The 19,797-nt window shown below is 63.6% G+C and carries 16 protein-coding genes; 4 read left to right on the top strand and 12 right to left on the bottom strand.

Annotated elements, in window-relative coordinates:
* Positions 1-272 precede the first annotated feature (272 nt).
* The 8 genes from ACWUKX_RS25900 to ACWUKX_RS25935 all read right to left on the bottom strand — a co-directional run bounded on the left by ACWUKX_RS25900 (position 273) and on the right by ACWUKX_RS25935 (position 8,970).
* Positions 273-668 (bottom strand): ester cyclase, encoded by a 396-nt coding sequence (locus tag ACWUKX_RS25900; protein WP_455837958.1) that lies wholly within the window; start codon positions 666-668, stop codon positions 273-275.
* A gap of 159 nt (positions 669-827) precedes the next feature.
* On the bottom strand, positions 828-1,970 hold the full coding sequence (locus tag ACWUKX_RS25905) for a DUF2333 family protein (protein ID WP_456009623.1): 1,143 nt from the start codon (positions 1,968-1,970) through the stop codon (positions 828-830).
* Positions 1,971-2,004: 34 nt separating this feature from the next.
* A complete protein-coding gene (locus ACWUKX_RS25910) occupies positions 2,005-3,309 on the bottom strand; it encodes a DUF6638 family protein (RefSeq protein WP_456009624.1) in 1,305 nt (434 codons plus the stop codon).
* A 67-nt stretch (positions 3,310-3,376) separates the two neighbouring features.
* Positions 3,377-3,787 (bottom strand): endonuclease domain-containing protein, encoded by a 411-nt coding sequence (locus ACWUKX_RS25915; protein ID WP_456009625.1) that lies wholly within the window; start codon positions 3,785-3,787, stop codon positions 3,377-3,379.
* A 69-nt stretch (positions 3,788-3,856) separates the two neighbouring features.
* On the bottom strand, positions 3,857-5,767 hold the full coding sequence (locus ACWUKX_RS25920; protein WP_456009626.1) for an ATP-binding protein: 1,911 nt from the start codon (positions 5,765-5,767) through the stop codon (positions 3,857-3,859).
* Between the two features lie 24 nt (positions 5,768-5,791).
* On the bottom strand, positions 5,792-6,937 hold the full coding sequence (locus tag ACWUKX_RS25925; protein ID WP_456009627.1) for a hypothetical protein: 1,146 nt from the start codon (positions 6,935-6,937) through the stop codon (positions 5,792-5,794).
* A 35-nt stretch (positions 6,938-6,972) separates the two neighbouring features.
* The gene (locus ACWUKX_RS25930; protein ID WP_065011917.1) at positions 6,973-8,061 is read right to left on the bottom strand and encodes a hypothetical protein; all 1,089 of its coding nucleotides are present in this window, start codon (positions 8,059-8,061) and stop codon (positions 6,973-6,975) included.
* Positions 8,062-8,358: 297 nt separating this feature from the next.
* Positions 8,359-8,970, bottom strand: a complete 612-nt coding sequence (locus ACWUKX_RS25935) for a thymidine kinase (RefSeq protein ID WP_456009628.1) — start codon at positions 8,968-8,970, stop codon at positions 8,359-8,361.
* Positions 8,971-9,187: 217 nt separating this feature from the next.
* Here ACWUKX_RS25935 and ACWUKX_RS25940 point away from each other — a divergent pair, with 217 nt between their 5' ends.
* The 4 genes from ACWUKX_RS25940 (at position 9,188) to clpS (ending at position 12,798) form a co-directional block, all read left to right on the top strand.
* Entirely contained in the window at positions 9,188-10,135 is a 948-nt protein-coding gene (locus ACWUKX_RS25940; RefSeq protein ID WP_456009629.1) for a choline ABC transporter substrate-binding protein, read from the top strand.
* Between the two features lie 159 nt (positions 10,136-10,294).
* On the top strand, positions 10,295-11,149 hold the full coding sequence (gene choW, locus ACWUKX_RS25945; protein ID WP_065011919.1) for a choline ABC transporter permease subunit: 855 nt from the start codon (positions 10,295-10,297) through the stop codon (positions 11,147-11,149).
* A complete protein-coding gene (gene choV, locus ACWUKX_RS25950) occupies positions 11,146-12,327 on the top strand; it encodes a choline ABC transporter ATP-binding protein (RefSeq protein ID WP_287087260.1) in 1,182 nt (393 codons plus the stop codon). The genes choW and choV overlap by 4 nt, the downstream gene beginning before the upstream one ends.
* Before the next feature lie 165 nt (positions 12,328-12,492).
* A complete protein-coding gene (gene clpS / locus ACWUKX_RS25955) occupies positions 12,493-12,798 on the top strand; it encodes an ATP-dependent Clp protease adapter ClpS (RefSeq protein WP_095519215.1) in 306 nt (101 codons plus the stop codon).
* 50 nt (positions 12,799-12,848) lie between these two features.
* On the opposite strand, the gene ACWUKX_RS25960 is transcribed toward clpS, so the two are convergent.
* The 4 genes from ACWUKX_RS25960 to ACWUKX_RS25975 are packed head-to-tail and all read right to left on the bottom strand — an operon-like array spanning position 12,849 to position 19,680.
* Complete coding sequence (locus ACWUKX_RS25960; RefSeq protein ID WP_456009630.1) at positions 12,849-14,936, bottom strand: hypothetical protein; 2,088 nt, start codon at positions 14,934-14,936, stop codon at positions 12,849-12,851.
* A 3-nt stretch (positions 14,937-14,939) separates the two neighbouring features.
* The gene (locus ACWUKX_RS25965; protein WP_456009631.1) at positions 14,940-17,765 is read right to left on the bottom strand and encodes a DUF4159 domain-containing protein; all 2,826 of its coding nucleotides are present in this window, start codon (positions 17,763-17,765) and stop codon (positions 14,940-14,942) included.
* Positions 17,762-18,676, bottom strand: coding sequence for a DUF58 domain-containing protein (locus tag ACWUKX_RS25970; RefSeq protein ID WP_456009632.1), 915 nt, complete (start codon positions 18,674-18,676; stop codon positions 17,762-17,764). The genes ACWUKX_RS25965 and ACWUKX_RS25970 overlap by 4 nt, the downstream gene beginning before the upstream one ends.
* Positions 18,676-19,680 carry an AAA family ATPase gene (locus ACWUKX_RS25975; protein ID WP_029349890.1) on the bottom strand — a complete coding sequence of 335 codons (1,005 nt, stop codon included), beginning with the start codon at positions 19,678-19,680 and terminating at the stop codon, positions 18,676-18,678. The genes ACWUKX_RS25970 and ACWUKX_RS25975 overlap by 1 nt, the downstream gene beginning before the upstream one ends.
* Between the last annotated feature and the right edge of the window lie 117 nt (positions 19,681-19,797).

Genomic DNA, 19,797 nt, shown 5'->3' on the forward strand with positions numbered 1-19,797 from the left:
GTCGGTCGCAAGCCTGTTCGAAACAGCCTGGCACTTCAGGCGAGGGCACGTTCTAACCCTGTCGCTGCCGTGGCGTCAACTTGCATGCAACTATGTTTCCTATGAAGAAAGGCAGCTCTCTGTTTCCCGGTCGACCTTTCCCGGATCTTCGCGCCCGGTTGTCGCGCCGTATAAAAGCCAGAGCACGCGCCGTCCTGCCGTCTCAAAACAGCCGCGGAATGCACGGAATGCGACAGGGTTTCGAGCCCCGGTCGGCGCTTCGAACGGCCGCGTTAGAATGCGCCGATCTGGTGCATCAGCCCCAAGCCGTCAAGCTGGCCGAAATGTTCGACTACGATGCCGTTCTCAACGCGATCGATGTGAATCACACCAACCGATACGCATTTTCCGCTCGGCTCGACACCATGGAAGACGCCGGTGTGCGTGCCCTGAAAGCGGCCGCGCGTGACCACCTTGTCGGCGTCGCTGACACAGTCGTCGACGACGTGATGTCCGTCCGGAAATCCAACAAAGAACTCGGTCAGCGATTTGCGCCAGTCATCGAAGCCGATCGGGTTGGCACTGCCGAGATGAACGGCGAGATCTGGAGAGACCAGACTGGCCAGTTTGTCCCAGTCTTGCGTGTCGACCGTAGCGTAGAAATTTCGAGCAACTTCCTGGATATCCATCTCGTGTCCTCGCTGGCCGCCGCCCAGCGGTTGAACGACGACGAGGCAGTCAGGTTCCGCTCTCCGCGACATGCGGCCGAGCTATTGCCTCGACAAGTAGCCGATTTCGACCAGGGACAGCGGTGATTTCAAGCCAGGACGTCTTTCACTATTGGCCCTTCACCGATCCAGAACGGACCTGACCTCGACGAGGTTCGATCGCACCCTAAGCACATAGAAACCCATCGTGGTGAGGTGGGTGGGCATGATCCAGCCATCCTCGCGGCCGTTCGAGATTATCAAAGGCTGGATGGCGAGCGCCGCCTTGAGCTGGCCTTCCACGCTGTTCCAAAGTGGTGTGAGGCCGCGATTGTCGAGGATCTGCTGGAAGTCGTGATGCGCCGCCGTCAGGATGCCGTAATAGCCGTAGAGCTGGCCGTAGGCGAACCAGAAGCGGTCGTCAGCCCGCGTGTCGAACCAGCCGCTGTTGAAATTCTGCGAACGGTCGCGGATCAGGTCCGACGTCGAGCCTATGTCACTCGCGATCCGGTCGACGAACTGCAACAGATTGTCGGCGCGCGCGTTGAAGACAACCTCGCATTTCATGAGCCGGTCGTTGAAGGCGCGAAGGCTGCTCGCCGCCGTGCGATAGAAACTCGGCGTCGGGGTTTTCGGACCAAAGGGCCTGAGGCCGAAATACCAGGTTTCCTCGTCGAAGGTGATCGCGCCGCGCGCATCCTGCAGGTTCTGATCTATCTGGCTGGTGCCGCGGACGCGGCCCAGCGTGTCGACAAGCTCGACAGCGGTGCGCCGGATGGCCTGATTGACCCCGCGCTGGAAGGAGGCCTTGTTGTCGAGAAACGGCGTGCGGTCCCAGTCCATGCCGAAGAACCCGAGCTTGTAGAGTATCATCGACGAGATCCAGGCGTTCTCGTTGACGTTGAAATCGATGAGATCGGCCGCGACCTGGACAATGGCCGAGTTGGTGCAGGTCTTGACCTCTCCCTCGACACCGGCGGTTTCCCCGGTGGCGGAAGGAGCGGGCTGCGCCGGGGCGGTTCCGGCCGGCTGCGTGAAATTATATGCCTCCGCATACGCGGGATTGAAATTGCTCCAGACCTGCGTGTTCCAGATGAAGTAGCCGTAGAGGCCGATCAGCATGAGCAGAGCGAGGCCGAGCACCGCCTTCAGGATCCAGCCGCGCTGCGTATACCAGTGCCCGGCCCACATGAACGGCCACAGGATGACGCCGACGGCGAAGCCGATGCCGCGGCCGGTCCACTGGAAAATCCGTGTGAAGAAATTCACGATCGGATCAAGCATGGCGATGTCACCCCCTCGTCAGTCAGCCGGTCACTCAATCGGTAAGGCCGTAGAGGCGTGTGCGAAACGCCACCTTGTCTTTCAGATATGTGGTTTTCAGAACGTCCACAACATGTGATCTCCAGGCGTCGCTGAAGCCGTCATAGTCCCTGTAGAATCCCGGTTTGTTGAAGACGTAGCGAGAGACGAAGTCCTGCGGCACGAAATCCGAGATCAGCTGGTTGGTCAGCCAGGCGTCGGGATGGCCGGGCTTGGCCCGGATCACCAGGAAGCGCTGGTGCGGGAACACGTCTTCGATCTTTAGATAGCCAAGGTGAGCGATCTCGCGCTTGGCGGCGTTGAGGAAGGGAAAATTGCCGTCCCTGGTGATTAGGTCGGCATGGCCGTGGATCCAGGTCTGCAGCCAGACTTTGTCGACATCGGTCAGATTACGGTCGGGCTCGGCATCGCGGATCAGCGCGCGCACCACCATTTCGGCGCGATGTTCGAGATAGCCTGATGTTTCGATCCATGAGGCACGCGGCAGTTCGATGCGGCCGGTCGCGGCGAGGAACTTGAACACCCGGTCGGCATCATTGATCGAGAGGTAGCTCACTTGCCACGGTCGCGAGCGACGGAAGCCTGGGGCTGCCGGGTCGCTGATCACTGTCGTCATGTCCGGGTCGATGAACACATAGAGCCCGCCGAAATGGCTGGTCCAATAGGCGCTGTGACGAAAGATCACCTGATCCGGCACCAGCGCGTTCTCGCGGATGTCGCCGCAGATCTTGGCCAGCTCCACCATGTGGGTGAGCATGGCGTTGTCACGCCAGGCGTTCGGCTCCTGCTTCAGCTGGTCGACGAGCTTGCCGAGTTCGGCGGCCTTGCCGAGCACGTCTTCCGCCGACAGCACCTTGAACTCGACCTGGTTAATCGACAGCAGATCCTCGATGTCGTCGACCTTGGGGACCGAATCCTCGATCTCGCCATAGATGACATCCTTGATGGTCAGCGCGTCGATGGCGCGCTGGTTCGTCGACATGAACTCGAACATCAGTTGCGAGGTATTGGAAAAGGCGGTGTGGACCACCGGCAGGTCGATCTGCGACGGCGTCAGGATGATGAAACGGCGGTTGATCTCGTTGGGATCGAGATAGTTGTAGTCGCCGCATTCCTCGGCCACCTGCGGCGAGAAGCCGGTGCGGTCGATCTCGAAACTCTTCAGCTTCGTCGGCTTCAGGCCGAAGGCGACCAAAGCCTTGTTGTAGCGCTGGATGAGATGCGGCTCGTCGATGGTCAGCAGCCGGCCATAGATCAGCTCGTTCTCGCGCAGCAGATCGGATTTCCTGGCGGGGCTCACGCTTCCTTCTCCCCGTTCACGGGGAGAAGGTGCCCGAAGGGCGGATGAGGGGCGGCGCAAACGCTCATCATCTTTTCTCTACGATTGATGAGGGCAGAAACTTCGCGTCGGTGCCGATCATCTTCCGATTCAGCCGACCATCAAGTACCGCCACGATCGTGTCCAGCACGCTCTTACGGCTTGCCAGGACATCGGCATGCCACACTCTCAAAACCGACCAGCCATTCCTATTCATGGTTTCGTCCCTGTACCGATCCTGCGATCGATTTACGTGCTGGCTTCCATCAACTTCCACGACAAGATTGGCTTCACGGCAGGCGAAGTCTGCGAAATATGGACCGACCGGCAGTTGGCGGACAAATTTATGGCCATTCAATCGCCGTCCACGCAGTTCGCTCCAGAGCTTTTCCTCGGCATCGTTCTCAACCTTCCGAAGTTGCCGGGCTCTTGCTACTTTGGGCTCGTTTCCACCACGCATCGCGCTGCCCCTCATCCGCCCTTCGGGCACCTTCTCCCCGTGAACGGGGAGAAGGAAGGACAGCCAAACTCAAGCATTCCACAGGCCCTTCTTCTTCAATTCCTCGATCTCGCGCACCGCGCGGTCGCGCAGGCGGGTGTCGCGGATCATCTTGGTCACCGCCGCGTCGTCGGACTTGTCGGAATAGCGGAACTCCGAGTCGGCATAGCGGTTGACCTCCTGCATGACCATATCCATCGAGAACGGACCGCGCAGTTCCTCGATCATCGCCTTCTTGTCGTCGTAGCCCTTGTGCATGAAGACTTCCGGCTTCTCGAACCATTCGTCCGGCAGTTCGATATCCATGGCGCGCATCTTGATCGCATCGGTGACGTTCTTGATGGCGCGGCCGGTGAAGCGCGGCTCGGCCTCCTTGATCATGTGCAGATAGGTGCCGATGTCGGCCATCGATTTCGGTGCGCCGTTCTCCTTCATGTAGCGCTCATAGACCTTCATCAGCCCGTCTTCTTTGGGCTGTTCATGCTCTTCATATGCTTCCATCACCGCGCGCTGGATTTCCTGGGCGGCATAAAGCTTGTGGTCGCCGAGCGGGATCTTGTGGTTCTTGCCGGCGAGCAGCACGAAAATGTCGATGTAGTCGTCGCGCGTTTGTGGCCCATCGACCAGCCAGCGGGCGCCGGCGCGCTGGCGCAGCGCGTCGTCGACGTTTTCGGGATAGTTGGAGAACATGCCGAAGGAGCAGTTGCCGCGCACCACGGTGCCGGCACCCGCAAACGCGTCCATCAGGACACCGGTGATTTCCTGCTGGCCTGCCGAGGCGCGATCGTCGGAGCGGCGTGCCGCCACCTGATCGATATCGTCGATGGTGCCGAAGCCGATGACGCGCGGGTTAAGCACATTGTTGATGAACTGGCGGCAGTTCTGGCCCGACTTGCCCTGGTAGGAGGAGATCTGGTCGACGCCGAAATTCTCGTAGGCGAAGGGATAGCCGGCGACCTGGCAGTAGCCGTTGACGAGACCGGCGATCATCTGGATCAGGGTCGTTTTTCCGGTGCCGGGCGCGCCGTCGCCGATGAAGGTGAACAGGAAGCCGCCGAGCTCGACGAACGGGTTCAGCTCGCGCTCGAAATCGTAAGCCATCAGCATCTTGGCGAGCTTCACCGACTGGTACTTGGCGATGTGGTTGCCGACGACCTCTTCCGGCTTTTTGAAGGTCATTACCAGCGGCTTCGACCGCTTGCCCGGCGCGACGTCGAAGCCGTCAAGGGTGAAGTCGTCGACGTCGATGCGGATATGCGCGTTCTCGAACGGACCTATGCCGTCGAAGCGGCCCTTTCGCGCCAAAAGCCCGTCGATGGCGACACGGGCGAAGGCGCGCGCCCGGGTCATCAGATCGGCGTCGTCCTTCGCGCCTGATATCGCCCTGTCGAGGCCGGCCACGATCGACTTCACCGCATCCTGCGGCGTGTCGAACAAGAAGTCCGGCTCCGGCGTGTCGTTCGGGGCCTCGCCGTCGCTGTCGATCAGCTGGAACAGATAGGAGGCGAGGCTGAAGGCCGAAATATAGGCCGAAGCCGACAGCAGTTTCTTGAAGGTGGCAGCTTCGTCGCCTTCGAGCGGCGCGCGGGCGTTTTTCGCTTGCAGGCTTTCGAGGTCGGAGCCTTCGGCGAAGACGTCTGAAATGGCCAGTGCGATCGCCAGCCCGCGCCGGGTGCGAAACAGCAGCATGTGCTGAGCAATGCTCAGCAGCTGGTCGTCGGGATGGACGGCGGCGACGGTCTTGGAAAGCTCGACCTCGCGCGTGCGGCGAACCGAGCCGACCGAGACGGTCGAGACGAAGCGGCGGTTGGTGCCGGCCAGCGCGGTCCCGGATTCCCGCGACGGGTCCTCGAGCACGACGATGCGGGTGATGAAGCTCTGCGCGGTGGCGCGGTGCTTTTCGATTGCCGCTTCCGAAATCGTGGTCAGGCCGGTGTCCATGAAGGATGCTCCGCGGTTTGACGGTCAGACGTCACTGATGACCTGTCCTTTGGACAGGATGTGGACCTTGTAGCCGGAAAAGATCTTCTGCGCCTCGCCGGCGGCGTAGAGCGCCTGATAGGCCTCATGCGGGATCAGCGCATGCTTCTCGTAGCTCGACACGCCCTGCCGCGCGGCCTCGAGATCGTCGGTGTCGATGAAGAATTCCTGCGTCGTCTTCTCGCTCGAAAACAACCCCTTGCGGCCGGGCTTTTCGGCCTTGGAGTAGACCTCCTGGATGGTCCAGGTCAGCAGCCAGGCGTTTTCCGGTTTGCGCACCTTGTCCAGAACGTCGCTGACCGTCGAATTGTTGTCGGTAATCCCGGCCGAATAAAACGGGCCGAGCACGACGCGGCGCAGTTGCTTGGGGTGGAGTTCGTCGAAATCCTTGTCGAGGTTGACGGCGATCGTGGCCGGCGATAGCGTATAGGCGGAATTCTTCTCGGTGAAGTCGTCGAAGCGGTGGGCTAGCTCGGGATTGAGCAGGCCTTCGACGGGGAGCGGAATGTCGACCTTGTCGTTGAGCTTGCCGTTGCGGTCGACAAGCTGCCCGATCATCTCTTCGGAGGAATCCTCGACCGTCACCATGTAGACCAGCGGCAGGTTGGCGCTGCCGTCGAAGGCGGCCCAGTGGACGAGGTAGTAGGGCCGCCCGGTCTTCGGATTGACCGAGACTTTTGCCGTCTGCGCCAAGGTGAACGGCCCGAAGGTCGTCTCGCTCCTGACACCCTCCAGATAGAGCCGCTCAGCCATCGACTTCTGCAGCGCTTCGGGGAATTCCTTGTGGCGCAGGATGAAGTCGGCCATTTCCTCGCGCAGCTCGTCGGCCAGCGGTATGTTGGCGAGACGCGTATCGGCCTGGCGGCGATCGTTCTCCAGCTCGAGCACGTTCTGGAAGACCGGAAAGCCGCTTTCGGCGCGCGAAATTCGGAACGTCTCCATGAAGCCCAGCCGGTTGCGCCAGCAGGAAAAGGAGTTGTCGAGCCGCGCAATATATTCGGCGACGATCTTGGCGACGATGCCGTGCCGGTAGAGCGGCGAGCGGTCGTCGCGCATGAACACTTCGAGGCCGCTGAGTGCCGCCGTGATCGCCGAGAAATAGCGCGTTGCCGCTTCGTTTTCGGGGGTCATGCAGCCAGCCCTTCGGAGCGATGCGAGTGCAGCAATTACGACTGCACGTAGTTTGCCGCATTGTGCTTCTTCAGCACGTCGTCGAAGCGGCGGGCAAAGGCATCGTCGGCCAGCTTCTTGCGGCGCTGGATGTCGGCGGTCGCAACCATGTTCTTCTCGTGCATTTCGAGGAGATCGCCGATGTGCTTCTGCGAGGCCGCGCCGATGCCGGCCATGGTCTCCTCGGCGGTGTTGTCGACCTGGCTGCCCAGCGTGTTGATCTTGTGGGCGACGTCCTGCTGGGCGGCGGTCTTCAGCGAGTCTTCCAACGCCTTGTAGAGGACGATGCGCTGCTCGGTATCGATGGTCAGCTTGTTGATCAGCGTCGACTGCGCCGCGATCTGGTTGTTGAGCGAATCGACGAAGGTCTGGAACATCGAGGTGTAGCGCTCCAGCGTCTGGCTTTCGGCCAGCAGTTCCTGCTCCTTGGCCTGCTTCTCGTTGTACTCCGTGGCCAGTTTCGAACGTTCGCCTTCGAGCTCGGTGCGCTCCTTCTGGCTGGTCGAGGCGGCGATCTTGTTCTCGATGTCGAGCAGCATCGGATTGAGCTCCTCGATGCGCTTCTGCACGGTCTCCAGATTGGACATGGTTGCCTTGCGGCGCTCGATCACCTGCGACAGGCTGGCCTCGGAGGTCTTGTAACGCTGGTCGAGGATCTGCTTCTGCGCCTTGAGGATGCCGACAATGGTGTCGGATTTCGCCAGCAGCTCCTGCAGATTGCCGGCCAGCGACATGTTGCGGACGCGGTCGGTGCGCATGCGCTGCTTGCTCTGGTCGGAAAATATACCGACGAAGCTTTCCCAGCCGGTGTAGTTCTTCATGCTCTCGAATTCGGCGCCGAAGACGTTGGTGGCGTCCTCCAGCCCGATGATCAGGTCGGCGATGTTGCCTTCCATCACCTTCTGCTGCTTCAGCACATCCTCGATGCGGGCGTTCTCGAGGTCGAAATTGGCGTCGCCGATCTTCTTGTCGGTCTTGGCGAGCGTGTCGAGCACCGTGCCGGACTGCTCGATTTTGGTGCGCATGTCCTGCACGACCTGCTTGGTCTTGGCAATTTCGGCATCGAAATTCTGCAATGTCGCCATTGGGGCCTCCCGCTTCGGCATTTGTTCGTGTCGCGATACCGCCGCGAATATATGTGCGGCATAGGGGGAAGGGAAGGCGGAAGATTAGGAGTTTGCGAAGGACAGCGCCGAAACCCGACACAAAAAACCCGCCTCGGCGGCGGGTCGTTGGCGCGGTCAGCACCATACTCAAACTAATAGCATAACTGCCGTCGCAAAGCAACGAAGCTCACCGATCGCAGTTTTTCTCGCCGCAGTTCTTCCCCCTCTGTCCTGGCACCGTTCGATCCATGCGCACGCAACGCGGAATAGCGCTGGTCAGGCTTTGGTGAAGCCGATGAAATCGTCGGGCGCGACGCGGCCCATTTCTTCTTCCCAATGGCGGCGGCAGAGCGAGACATAGACATCCTTGCCGATCGCCACCTGTTCGCCCTGTCTCGCCACCTTGCCGTCCGCGCCGAGGCGCACGACCATCGTCGCCTTTCGGCCGCAGCGGCAGATTGTGCGCACCTCGCGCAGATCGTCGGCTATCGCCAGAAGCGCGCGCGAGCCGGAAAACAGCTTGCCCTGGAAATCCGTGCGCAGGCCGTAGCACATGACCGGGATGTTCAGCCGGTCGGCAATGCGGGCAAGCTGCCACACCTGCTCCTCCTCGAGGAATTGCGCCTCGTCGACGAAGACGCAATGCACGGTCGTGTGGTCGTGATGCTCGGCGACCCGGGCGAACAGATCATCGCCGTCGCGGAACATCTCGGCCTCCGTCTCCAGGCCGATGCGCGACGAGATCAGCCCGGTATCGCCCTTGCGGTAGTGGCCGGCGACGAACAGCATCGTCGTCATGCCGCGCTCGCGGTAATTGTACGAGGCCTGCAGCAGCATCGTCGTCTTGCCGGCATTCATCGTCGCGTAGTGGAAGTACAGCTTGGCCATGCCGCCCTTTTAAGCCGAGTTGTCCCGGCGCGGGGAGGGGCGTCCCTACATTCCACCGGAAAAGCGGCGAACGTGTCGCTGATCGGCCAGCCAGCGCCGTTGACCGCGATTGTCTTATCGCTTGAAACCGCACCAGAATGGTGTTTGGCTGACGAAACAAGGCGGAGACAAAACCGCAACTTCGCTTCGCCGATAGATCACAATGGGAGAATACATAATGTCGCGTATGAAACTATTCGCCGCCGGCTTCGGTCTGGCGGCATTTCTTTCCGCGGCCGGCGCATTCGCCGCCGAGCCGGAAAGCTGCAAGCCGGTGCGTTTTGCCGATGTCGGCTGGACCGACATTACCGCCACCACCGCTACCGCCAGCGTCATCCTCGAAGCGCTCGGCTACGAGCCCGACGTGCAGGTGCTGTCGGTTCCGGTCACCTACACCTCGCTGAAGAACAAGGACGTCGACGTCTTCCTCGGCAATTGGATGCCGACCATGGAAGCCGACATAAAGCCCTATCTCGAAGACAAGTCGGTCGAGACGGTCGTGACCAACCTCGAAGGCGCGAAGTATACGCTTGCCGTGCCGCAGCACACCTATGACGCCGGTCTCAAGGATTTCGCTGATATCGCCAAGTTCAAGGACAAGCTCGACAACAAGATTTACGGCATCGAAGCCGGCAATGACGGCAACCGCCTGATCCTCGACATGATCGCCACCAACAAGTTCGGCCTGAAGGATTTCGAGCTCGTCGAAAGCTCGGAGGCCGGCATGCTGTCGGCGGTGCAGAAGGCTGCCGCATCAGGCGAAGACGTGGTCTTCCTCGGCTGGGAGCCGCATCCGATGAACGCCAACATCAAGATGGCCTATCTGTCGGGTGGCGACGAGGTGTTCGGCCCGAATTTCGGCGGCGCGACCGTCGCCACCAATGTCCGGGCCGGCTACACCACCGAATGCCCGAACGTCGGCGCGCTGCTCAAGAACATGGTGTTCTCGCTCAAGATGGAAAACGAGATCATGGGTGCGATCCTCAATGATGGCGCCGACCCGAAGGTCGCGGCTACCGAATGGCTCAAGGCCAATCCGGACGCGATTACCCCATGGCTCGCCGGTGTGACGACCTTCGACGGCGGCGACGCGGCGGCCGCCGTGAAAACTGCGCTGGGTTCGTAGCAGATTTATACACCCTCCCCCTTGAGGGGAGGGTCGGCGCGGCACGCGCCGCGGTGGGGGTGGTGCAGAACGGAGCATAACCGTGACCACCCCACTCCGCTGCGCGGTTCGACCCACTCCGCCAGGGGGAGGGCGAAGTAGAATGAGGGGACATTTGCCATGGATCCGGTTTCGCAACTGATTTCGAGCTTCAAGATCCCGATCGGGCGGTGGGGCAAGACCTTCTTCGACTTTCTGACCACCAATTTCGAATGGTTTTTCGACAGTATCGCCGACGGGCTCACCGTCGTTCTCGACGGGTTGGTCGATCTTTTGCTGCTCGTCCCGCCGGTTCTCCTGGTTGCCGCCATAGCCGGGCTTGCCTGGTACCTGCAGAAATCATGGAAGCTGGCGCTTGCCGTCGCGCTCGGCCTCCTCTTTATCGTCAACCAGGATCTCTGGCAGGAAACGGTCGAGACGCTGGTGTTGGTCGTGGCCGCCGCTGCGGCCTCCATGGCCATCGGCGTGCCGATCGGCATCTGGGCGGCGCATAACGAGCGTGGCTACCGCTATCTCCAGCCAATCCTCGACCTGATGCAGACTATGCCGACCTTCGTTTACCTGATCCCGGTGCTAATTCTCTTCGGCCTCGGCATCGCTCCCGGCCTCATCGTCACCGTCATCTTCGCCGCTCCCGCGCCGATCCGCCTGACCCATCTCGGCATCACTTCGGTGCCGAAACCGATGATCGAGGCCGGCGAGGCCTTCGGCGCGACAAAACGCCAGCTCCTGTGGAAAGTAGAGCTGCCGGCGGCGCTGCCGACCATCATGGCGGGGCTGACGCAGTGCATCATGCTCTGCCTCTCCATGGTCGTGATCGCTGCGCTCATCGGCGCCAACGGCCTTGGCAAGCCGGTGGTGCGCGCGCTGAACTCGGTCAACATCCCGCTCGGGCTCGAGGCCGGCCTCGCCATCGTCGTGCTCGCCATCATCCTTGACCGCATCAGCCGCATCGGCACGGGAGCCGCCAAATGAGCGCCGCGGTCGATTTCAAGAATGTCGACATCGTCTTCGGCGCAGCGCGCAAGGAAGCGCTGGCGCTCGTAGACAGCGGCGCGACGCGTCAGGAAATCCTGGAGAAGACCGGCGCCGTGCTCGGCTGCGCCGGCGCCAATTTGACCGTCAACGAGGGCGAGATTTCCGTCCTGATGGGCCTCTCCGGCTCCGGCAAATCGACGCTGCTCCGCGCCGTCAACTTGCTCAACGTGCCGGCGCGGGGCAATGTCATGGTCAAGGACGGCGACCGCATGGTCGATGTCGCGACCTGCGACGCCGCCACGCTGCGCCACATCCGACAGACGCGGGTCGCCATGGTGTTCCAGCAGTTCGGCCTTCTGCCCTGGCGCACCGTCGCGGAAAATGTCGGCTTCGGCCTCGAGCTGTCCGGCGTGCCCGACGCCGAGCGCAAGGCGCGCGTCGAGCGCCAGTTGAAGCTCGTCGGCCTCGACCAGTGGGCGTCGAAATACGCCCACGAACTTTCCGGCGGCATGCAGCAGCGCGTCGGGCTGGCGCGTGCGTTTGCCACCGAAGCGCCGATCCTGCTGATGGACGAGCCGTTCTCGGCGCTCGACCCGCTGATCCGGACCAAGCTGCAGGACGAGTTGCTGCAGCTTCAGGCAGAACTGAAAAAGACCATCATCTTCGTCAGCCACGACCTCGAGGAGGCGCTGAAGATCGGCAGTCACATCACCATCATGGAAGGCGGGCGCATTGTGCAGACCGGCGCGCCGGAAGACATCGTGCTGCGCCCCGCCAACGACTATGTCCGCGACTTCATCGCCAATGTGAATCCGCTCTCGGTGCTGACCGCCTGGAACGTGATGCGCGACCGCCGCGACCTCGAGCACGGCGAGGACGGCTGGGTGTGGCTCGACCGCCGCAAGACGACGCGTTTCAAGATCGACGAGCACGGGCTGGTGGCGGCTGCCGAGCGCGACGGCAAGCCGGCGTTCTGGGTGTCCTGCGCCGATGTCGAGGCGCAGCCGGAGGAGACGGCGCAGGTGTTCTGGGCCAATCCCGGCACCTCACTGAAGACCGTGATGCTGGCCATGCACCGCTCGCAGACCGCACCCGTGGCGCTGTTCGACGACCAGTCGCGCTTCGTCGGCGCCATCGGCATCAGGGACGTGCTGTCGGCGGTGTTGAGAAGGTAAGCTTTTCTCATCGGAGGGAGGTCGACCCTAAGCCGCCAGCGGCAATCTCAGACTTGTGAACGGCGCGCCCGCCGGAAAGGCGGTTTGTGCGCGGCTCAAATGGACGCCCGCTTTTCCCTATGCCAGAATAAACGCGAAGTTTCTTGCGCGCAGTTGCCGGTTCCGATGCCTGAGATCGTCACCAAACCCCGCACCAAAACGAAGCCGCAAATCGAACGGCCGAAGCTCTACAAGGTCATCCTTCTCAATGACGATTTCACGCCGCGCGAGTTCGTGGTGACGGTGCTCAAGGGCGAATTCAAGCTGAGCGAAGACCAGGCGCGGCGGGTGATGATCACCGCGCACCAGCGCGGCGTCTGCGTCGTCGCCGTCTTCACCAGGGACGTCGCCGAGACCAAGGCGATGCGGGCGACCGATGCCGGCAAGGCCAAGGGCTACCCGCTGATGTTCACGACGGAACCGGAGGAGTAGTGCCGTTTTCTCCTTCTCCCCCAACAAGGGGAGAAGGATAAACCGCTGCGCTACCGCCCCTCGCGGTACCACATCGAGCCTAATGCCAGAAGCAGCAGGCCGAGGCCGAGGAACCCGCCGAACAGCGGCACGCGCGAGACGGCCTTCAGCACGCTGTCGTCGGTGGTGCGCAGGCCGATCCAGTCGTCGCCGGCGGCCGCGCCCGTGGGGCGGACCGGGACGACCGACGGCAGCGTCACGCCGCCGGTGAGGTTGCCAAGGGCCGACGATTGCGCCAGCCGGCGCACGCTGCCGCCGGTGGCCTCGGCCGGCGCTTTCAGCCGGTTCTCGGTGGAGACGACGTCGGTGAATTCCGGCGCATTGACCGGGCCGACATGGGCAAGCGCCTTCAGATCGCCATTTCCGACCTGATAGAGGCCGATCTCGCTGGTTTCGATGCTGCCCAGGAAGACGCCGGGTTCGGCTCTCTCTAGCTTGACGGTCATCGCCTTGCCGGACGGGGTGATGATCTGCGCCGGGCCGGGATCGTCGCTCATCGTCTGGCGGCGGATTTCCAGCATCATGCCGCGGCCGTCGGCGGTCAGCCGCTCCTCCTCGAGTTCAGGCTCCTTCATCAGCCAGTGGGCGATGCGGCGATAGAGCTGGACATGCGGGCCGCCGCCCTCGAAGCCGCGCGCCCATAACCAGCCCTGGTCGGACAGAAACATGCCGACGCGGCCTTCGCCCTTGCGGTCGAGCAGGAGCAGCGGACGGTTGTCGGCGCCCTTCATCACCGCCTCGCCCTCGGGGTTCTCGACGCCGATGGTGCGGAACCAGCGGCTCCAGTGCGGCGGCTCGGTGGCGGAACCGTCGAGCCCGCGCGTCACCGGATGGCGCTGGCCGAGCTCGGTGAGGCGCGGATAGAAGGCCTTGTCGACGACTTCTCCAGTCGGCATCGCCGGCAGCGCCGACATCAAAGGCGTGCGGGCGATGGAACTTTCGCCGGCATATTCGGGGCCTGCCGCGATCAGCAGCGCGCCGCCCTTTTCGACATATTCGGCGATGTAGTCGTAATAGAGGATGGGCAGCACGTCGCGGTGCTGATAGCGGTCGAAGATGATCAGGTCGAAATCCTTGATCTTCTCGACGAACAGCTCGCGCGTCGGGAAGGCGATCAGCGACAATTCGTTGATCGGTGTGCCGTCCTGCTTTTCCGGCGGCCGCAGAATGGTGAAGTGGACCAGATCGACCGAGGCGTCAGATTTCAGAAGGTTGCGCCAGGTGCGCTCACCGGCATGCGGCTCGCCGGAGACCAGCAGCACGCGCAAATTCTCGCGGATGCCGTCGATCAGCGCGATAGCGCGGTTGTTGGTGTCGGTGAGTTCGTCGGGCTCGGGATCGATAGCGAGTTCGACGATGTTGCGGCCGGCGCCGGGAATGGTCACCTGCAGCGGCATGGCCTGACCGATGGTGGCGCGCTCGACCGAAACCTGCTCGCCATTGACCGACACGCGCACGTCGACCGAGCCGGCCTCATTGTTGGTGCCGATGACGCGATAGGTCATTTCGAGCGGCTTGCCGACCAGACCGAAGCGCGGCGCATTCTCGAAGCGGATGCGGCGATCCTTTTCCTGGTCGTTGCCGGTGATCAGCGCGTGCAGCGGGGCGTTGAAGTCGGGTGTGCCGGCGGGGGCGTCATGCACCTCGCCATCGGTGATCATGATGGCGCCGCCGATGCGCGAAGGCGGCACGTCGCGGAAAGCGCTTTCAAGCGCGCCGAAAAGCCGCGTTTCGGTGCGCTCCTCGGCGGCTTCCGACTTGCCCGCCTCGACGACGCGGACGTCGAACTGCTTGAAGCGGCCAAGGCGCTGCTGAAGCCCGGCCAGCGCTTCGTCGGTCTGCTTGGTGCGCTCGCCAATGTCCTGGCTCTGGCTGCGGTCGACAACGACGGCGACGACGCTTTTCAGCGCCTCGCGCTCTTCGTCGAGGAACACCGGGTTGAGCAGGGCCGCACCCAGCGCGAGCAGGCCGGCGAGACGGAAGACCGCGCCGCGCTGGCGAAACCAAAGGCCGACCAATGCCAGCAGCAACAGCGGCGCCAGCACCAAGCCAAGCAGCGGCCAGGAGATGAGCGGTTCGAAGGCGAGCGACCAGTTCATGGCTTACTGCCCCAGCCGTTCGAGCAGCACCGGCACGTGCACCTGATCGGATTTATAGTTGCCGGTCAGCATGTACATCATGATGTTGACGCCGGCGCGTAGCGCATAAATGCGCTGCATCGGGTCTGACGGCACGGTCGGCAAAAGCGGGTCGCCATTCTCGTCGACCGCCCAGGCGCCGGCGAAATCATTGGCGGTGATCATGATCGGCGAGACGCCGTCGCCCGTACGCACCGGGCGGTTCTCGGTGTTGGTGGCTTCGAGCGACGCCGCGACCCAGAGCGGGCCGCCGGCGAAACGTCCGGGAAACTCAGGCAGGATGTAGAAGGATTTCGTCAGTACGTGATCCGACGGCACCGGTTCCAGCGGCGGCACGTTGAGATTGCCGAGGATGTCGCGCAGCCGCTCGGTCGCCGGACTAGCCGAGTCCGCGCCGATGCCGGTGGCGAACTGGTCGCGCGTGTCGAACAGCACCGTGCCGCCCTGCTGCATATAGGCGTCGACGCGGCCGATCGCGGCCTGGCTCGGCATCGGTGCGGCAGGGTCGATCGGCCAGTAAATCAGGGGATAGAAGGACAGCTGGTCCTTCGAGATATCGACGCTCGCCGGCGCCCCCGGCTCGAGCGCGGTCTTCTCGATCAGGAAGCGGGTCAGGCCCTCCAACCCGGCTTGGCTGATCGAATCGACGCTCCGTTCGCCGGTCTGCACATAGGCGATCCGGGTCTTCGAAATGTCCTCGATCGCCCGCTCGTCGCCGGGTTTGGAATCGTCGGCGCGGGCGATGTCGGTGTGGCCGACCAGTGCGCCGAGCGCAATCAGCAGAGCGGCTGTGGTTGCAGCAGCCGTGCCGGCGCGGCGCGGCCGGCGCGAGAACAGGCCGCCCATCCAGAACACGGCCAGCGTGTCGAGCACCATCAGCAAAAGGGCTGTCGCCACCAGCGAGCCCTTCAAATTGTGCGATTCGTCGAAGGCGTACTGGATGGTGGTGACCGGCACGGTGATCTGAGGACGGACCAGCGGTGCGAATCTGCTTTCAGCATTGAGCAGATTGTGGGCGAGGACGCCGGTTTCGGAGCCGTAGAGACCAGGCGGGTTCTCGAACGTCACCGGCAGCGGGCCGGCGCCCGGCACCAGCGGCCGTGCATCCGGCGTCGGCGGCACCAGCGTGCCGTCGGCTGATATCATGCGGTAGGGCGCCAGCGAGGTGGCGGCGGCTTCGGCATTGGCGACCGCTGCACCCTGATTGCGTGACAGTTGCACGATGCGGCGCAGCATCTCGACGAAGCTGCCGGAGATCGGCAGGTTCGACCAGGTCGCCTCCGGCGTGACATGGAACAGGACGAGCGTGCCCTTGTCCTTCTTCATCCCGGTCACCAGCGGCGTGCCGTCGGCAAGCGTGGCCCAGGTGCGCTCGACGATGTCGGGCGTCGGCTCGGCCAGCACCTGCCTGGTGACGGTGACTTCGGCGGGCGGAGCGAGGTCGGAGAAGGGACCGGTCTTCGGGAAGTCGGTGACCGGCTGCGGCGTCGTCCATGACAGCGCGCCGCCGAGCGAACGCTCGCCGGTACGCAGCCTGACCGGCAGCAGGTCGTCGTCATTGCCGGCGGCCACCAGCCGCGAGCCGGCGAACCGCACCAGCGTGCCGCCATTGTCGACCCAGTCGACCAGCCTCTGCCGCACCTGCTCCGGAATGGTGCCGACATCGGCCATGACAATCATCGCCGGCTTCTGGTCGAGGAGTTGCGGGATGGCGTCGGCAAGGTCGGCGCTCGACGCTTCGGCCAGATCGGCGAAGGGCTGCAGCGCGCGGCGGATGTAGTACAGCGGCGACAAAAGCGGCTGCGCCTGGTCGGCTTCGGCCTGCGACAGCAGTCCGACGCGACGGCGCTTGGAATTCTCATCGAGCACGCGGACGGCGCCGGCCTGCCGCTGACCGTCGAGCGCGATTGAGGCGAAGTCGTTGCGCAGTTCGAACGGCACCGCCATCGTGCCGGTGGCGGTGGATTCGCCCGGCGAGAAGGTCAGCGTGGCGTCGGCGATGCGGCGGCCCTTGTCGTCGAAGGCGCCGGCGGTCACCTGAGCCGGGGTCGGATCGCTCAGCGCGCGGATGGCGGTCAGCTCGAAGCCGTCCACCTGGTTGTCGGCGCCGGTCAGGCCGATCAAGCTAGGCCGGTCGGAGGCGGCCCAGACGACACGGGCGGCGTTCTTCGACAAAAGCGTGTTGAAGGCGGCCTCGTCGCCTTCCGCCGCCAGACCGTCGGCGAGCACCGCGACACTGGCGCCCGGCAAGGTCTCCAGGGTTGCCGCGACGCGGGCGTAGACAGCAGGGCGGTCGGTCGGGATCGGCCGCGGCTTTGCCGCGCGCAGCCGGTCGAGCGCGGTGGCGGCGTCGAAGGGACCGATCTCGGCGTTCGGCATCTCGGCGGTGAAGGCGATGATAACGGGCACGTCGTTGGAGCTGGCATCGGTGATCAGCCGTTCGGCAGTGGCGACGCGCTGGCCCCAGTCGGCGGCACTTGCCCAGTCATTGTCGATGACCAGCGCAAGAGCGGCACCCTCGGCCGGCAGTCTTTCACGCGGGTTGAAGACGGGTTCGGCCAGCGCCGTAACGATAAGAGCCGCCATCAGCAGCCTGAGCAGCGTCAGCCACCACGGGCTCTGTTGCGGCGTCTCCTCGCGCTTCAGCACCCGGGCCAGGATCTTCAGCGGCGGGAAGACCTCGGTCTGCGGTTTGGGCGGGGTGAACCGCAAAAGCCACCAGATCACCGGCAGTGCCAGAAGGCCCCACAGCACCATCGGCGCCCCGAAGGAGAGCGGCAACCAACTCATGCGCGGATCCTCCCGGCTGAGCTGCCATCGACGGTCATCGCCATGTGGACACGCACCAGCGCATCGGAGGCGAGACGGTCGGTGTGGTTGACGGTGAAGCTCCAGCCGAGCCGCTTGCACCAGTCGGTCAGCTCCTGGCGGCGGGCGATGTAAAGCAGTCGGTAATCATCGCCCAGCGTTTCGGCGCGGCCGGCGGTCAGCTTGTCGCCGGTCTCGGGATCGGTGAACTCGGTGCGGCCGACATAGGGGAATCTCTCCTCGGCGGGGTCGGCGACCTCGATCAGATGGGCACGCACGCCGTGGCGGGCGAGCACGTCGAGCCAGGCGATGGTGTCCTCGACCGGATCGAGGAAGTCGCTAACGATGACGATGTCGCAGAAGCGGCGGATGGCGGACAGGTCGGGCTTTGCCGGCAATTCGCCGGAATGGGTGAGTTGTGCTGCGATGCGCTCGGCGCCGTTGCGGGCGGTGAACGGATCGGTCAGTCCGGGCCAGGCGATGCGTTCGCCGCTGCGCGACAGAAGCTCTGCCATGGCCAGCGCCAGCACCAGCGCGCGGGATTCCTTCGAGACGGTGGCGCCGGTCGATTTGTAGAGCATGGAAGGCGAGGGGTCTGCCCACAGCCACACCGTATGGGCGGCCTCCCATTCGCGGTCGCGCACATAGACGTGGTCGTCGCGGGCCGAGCGGCGCCAGTCGACGCGCGAGGAATCGCCTTCTACATAGGGCCGGAACTGCCAGAAATTCTCGCCGATGCCCCGCTTGCGGCGGCCGTGCCAGCCGGCGATCACGGTGTTGACGATGCGGCGTGCTTCGACCAGCAGGTCCGGCACCAGCGACGCCCGCAACCGACCGCGGGCGAGCGCGTCACGCGTCGCCGCCGGTGCCTGGGCATCGCCTATACGCGCCATCAGATGCCTTTTGCCAGTTTCGCCACCACGTCGCGCACGGTCGTGCCCTCGGCACGGGCGGCAAAGGTCAGCGCCATGCGGTGCTGCAGCACAGGCTCGGCCAGCGCTCTGATATCGTCGATCGACGGCGCCAGCCGTCCGTCATAGAGGGCGCGGGCGCGGGCGCACAGTGTCAACGCCTGACTGGCGCGCGGGCCTGGCCCCCAGGCGACGTGCTTGTCGGTCTCGGCATTGCCCTGGCCGGGGCGCGCCGAGCGCACCAGTTGGAGGATCGCCTCGACGACGCTTTCCGGCACCGGCATGCGGCGAATGAGGGTCTGGATCTCCTTCAGCCGCGCCGGCTGCAGTACGTTCTGCGCCTTGGCGTCCTCGATGCCAGTGGTTTCCAGAAGAATGCGGCGCTCCGCCTCGATTTCCGGATAGAGGATGTCGACCTGCATGAGGAAGCGGTCAAGCTGTGCCTCGGGCAGCGGATAGGTGCCTTCCTGCTCCAACGGGTTCTGCGTCGCCAGTACGTGGAAGGGCGCCGGCAGGTCGTGGCGGACACCGGCAATGGTGACGTGGTATTCCTGCATCGACTGCAGCAGCGCCGACTGGGTGCGGGGTGAGGCGCGGTTGATCTCGTCGGCCATCAGCAGCTGCGCGAAGATCGGCCCGGAGATGAAGCGGAAGGAACGCTTGCCGAATTCGTCCTGCTCCATCACCTCGGAGCCGAGAATGTCGGACGGCATCAGGTCAGGCGTGAACTGGATGCGGCGGGAATCGAGGCCGAGCACGATGCCCAGCGTCTCGACCAGCTTGGTCTTGGCGAGGCCGGGCACGCCGACCAGCAGCGCATGGCCGCCGGCGAGCAGCGCCACAAGCGTGCGTTCGACGACGCTTTCCTGGCCGAAGATGACGCGGCCGACGCCATCGCGAACCCTGGAAATGTCGGCCAGCGCCGTCTCGGCCTGGGCGATCATGTCCTTTTCGCTGATCGGGCTTTCCTTGATCATCACGCTCATGCAGCATCGATCCTTCTCGTTGGAGATACCGGCTTGCCACCTTCGACGCTGCAGAGTGCCGCGATTCGGCCTCGCATGGCGCCTGTCTTTGAACTTAAATCACTGGCTTAGGCTGAC

Source organism: Mesorhizobium sp. f-mel (assembly GCF_053850215.1).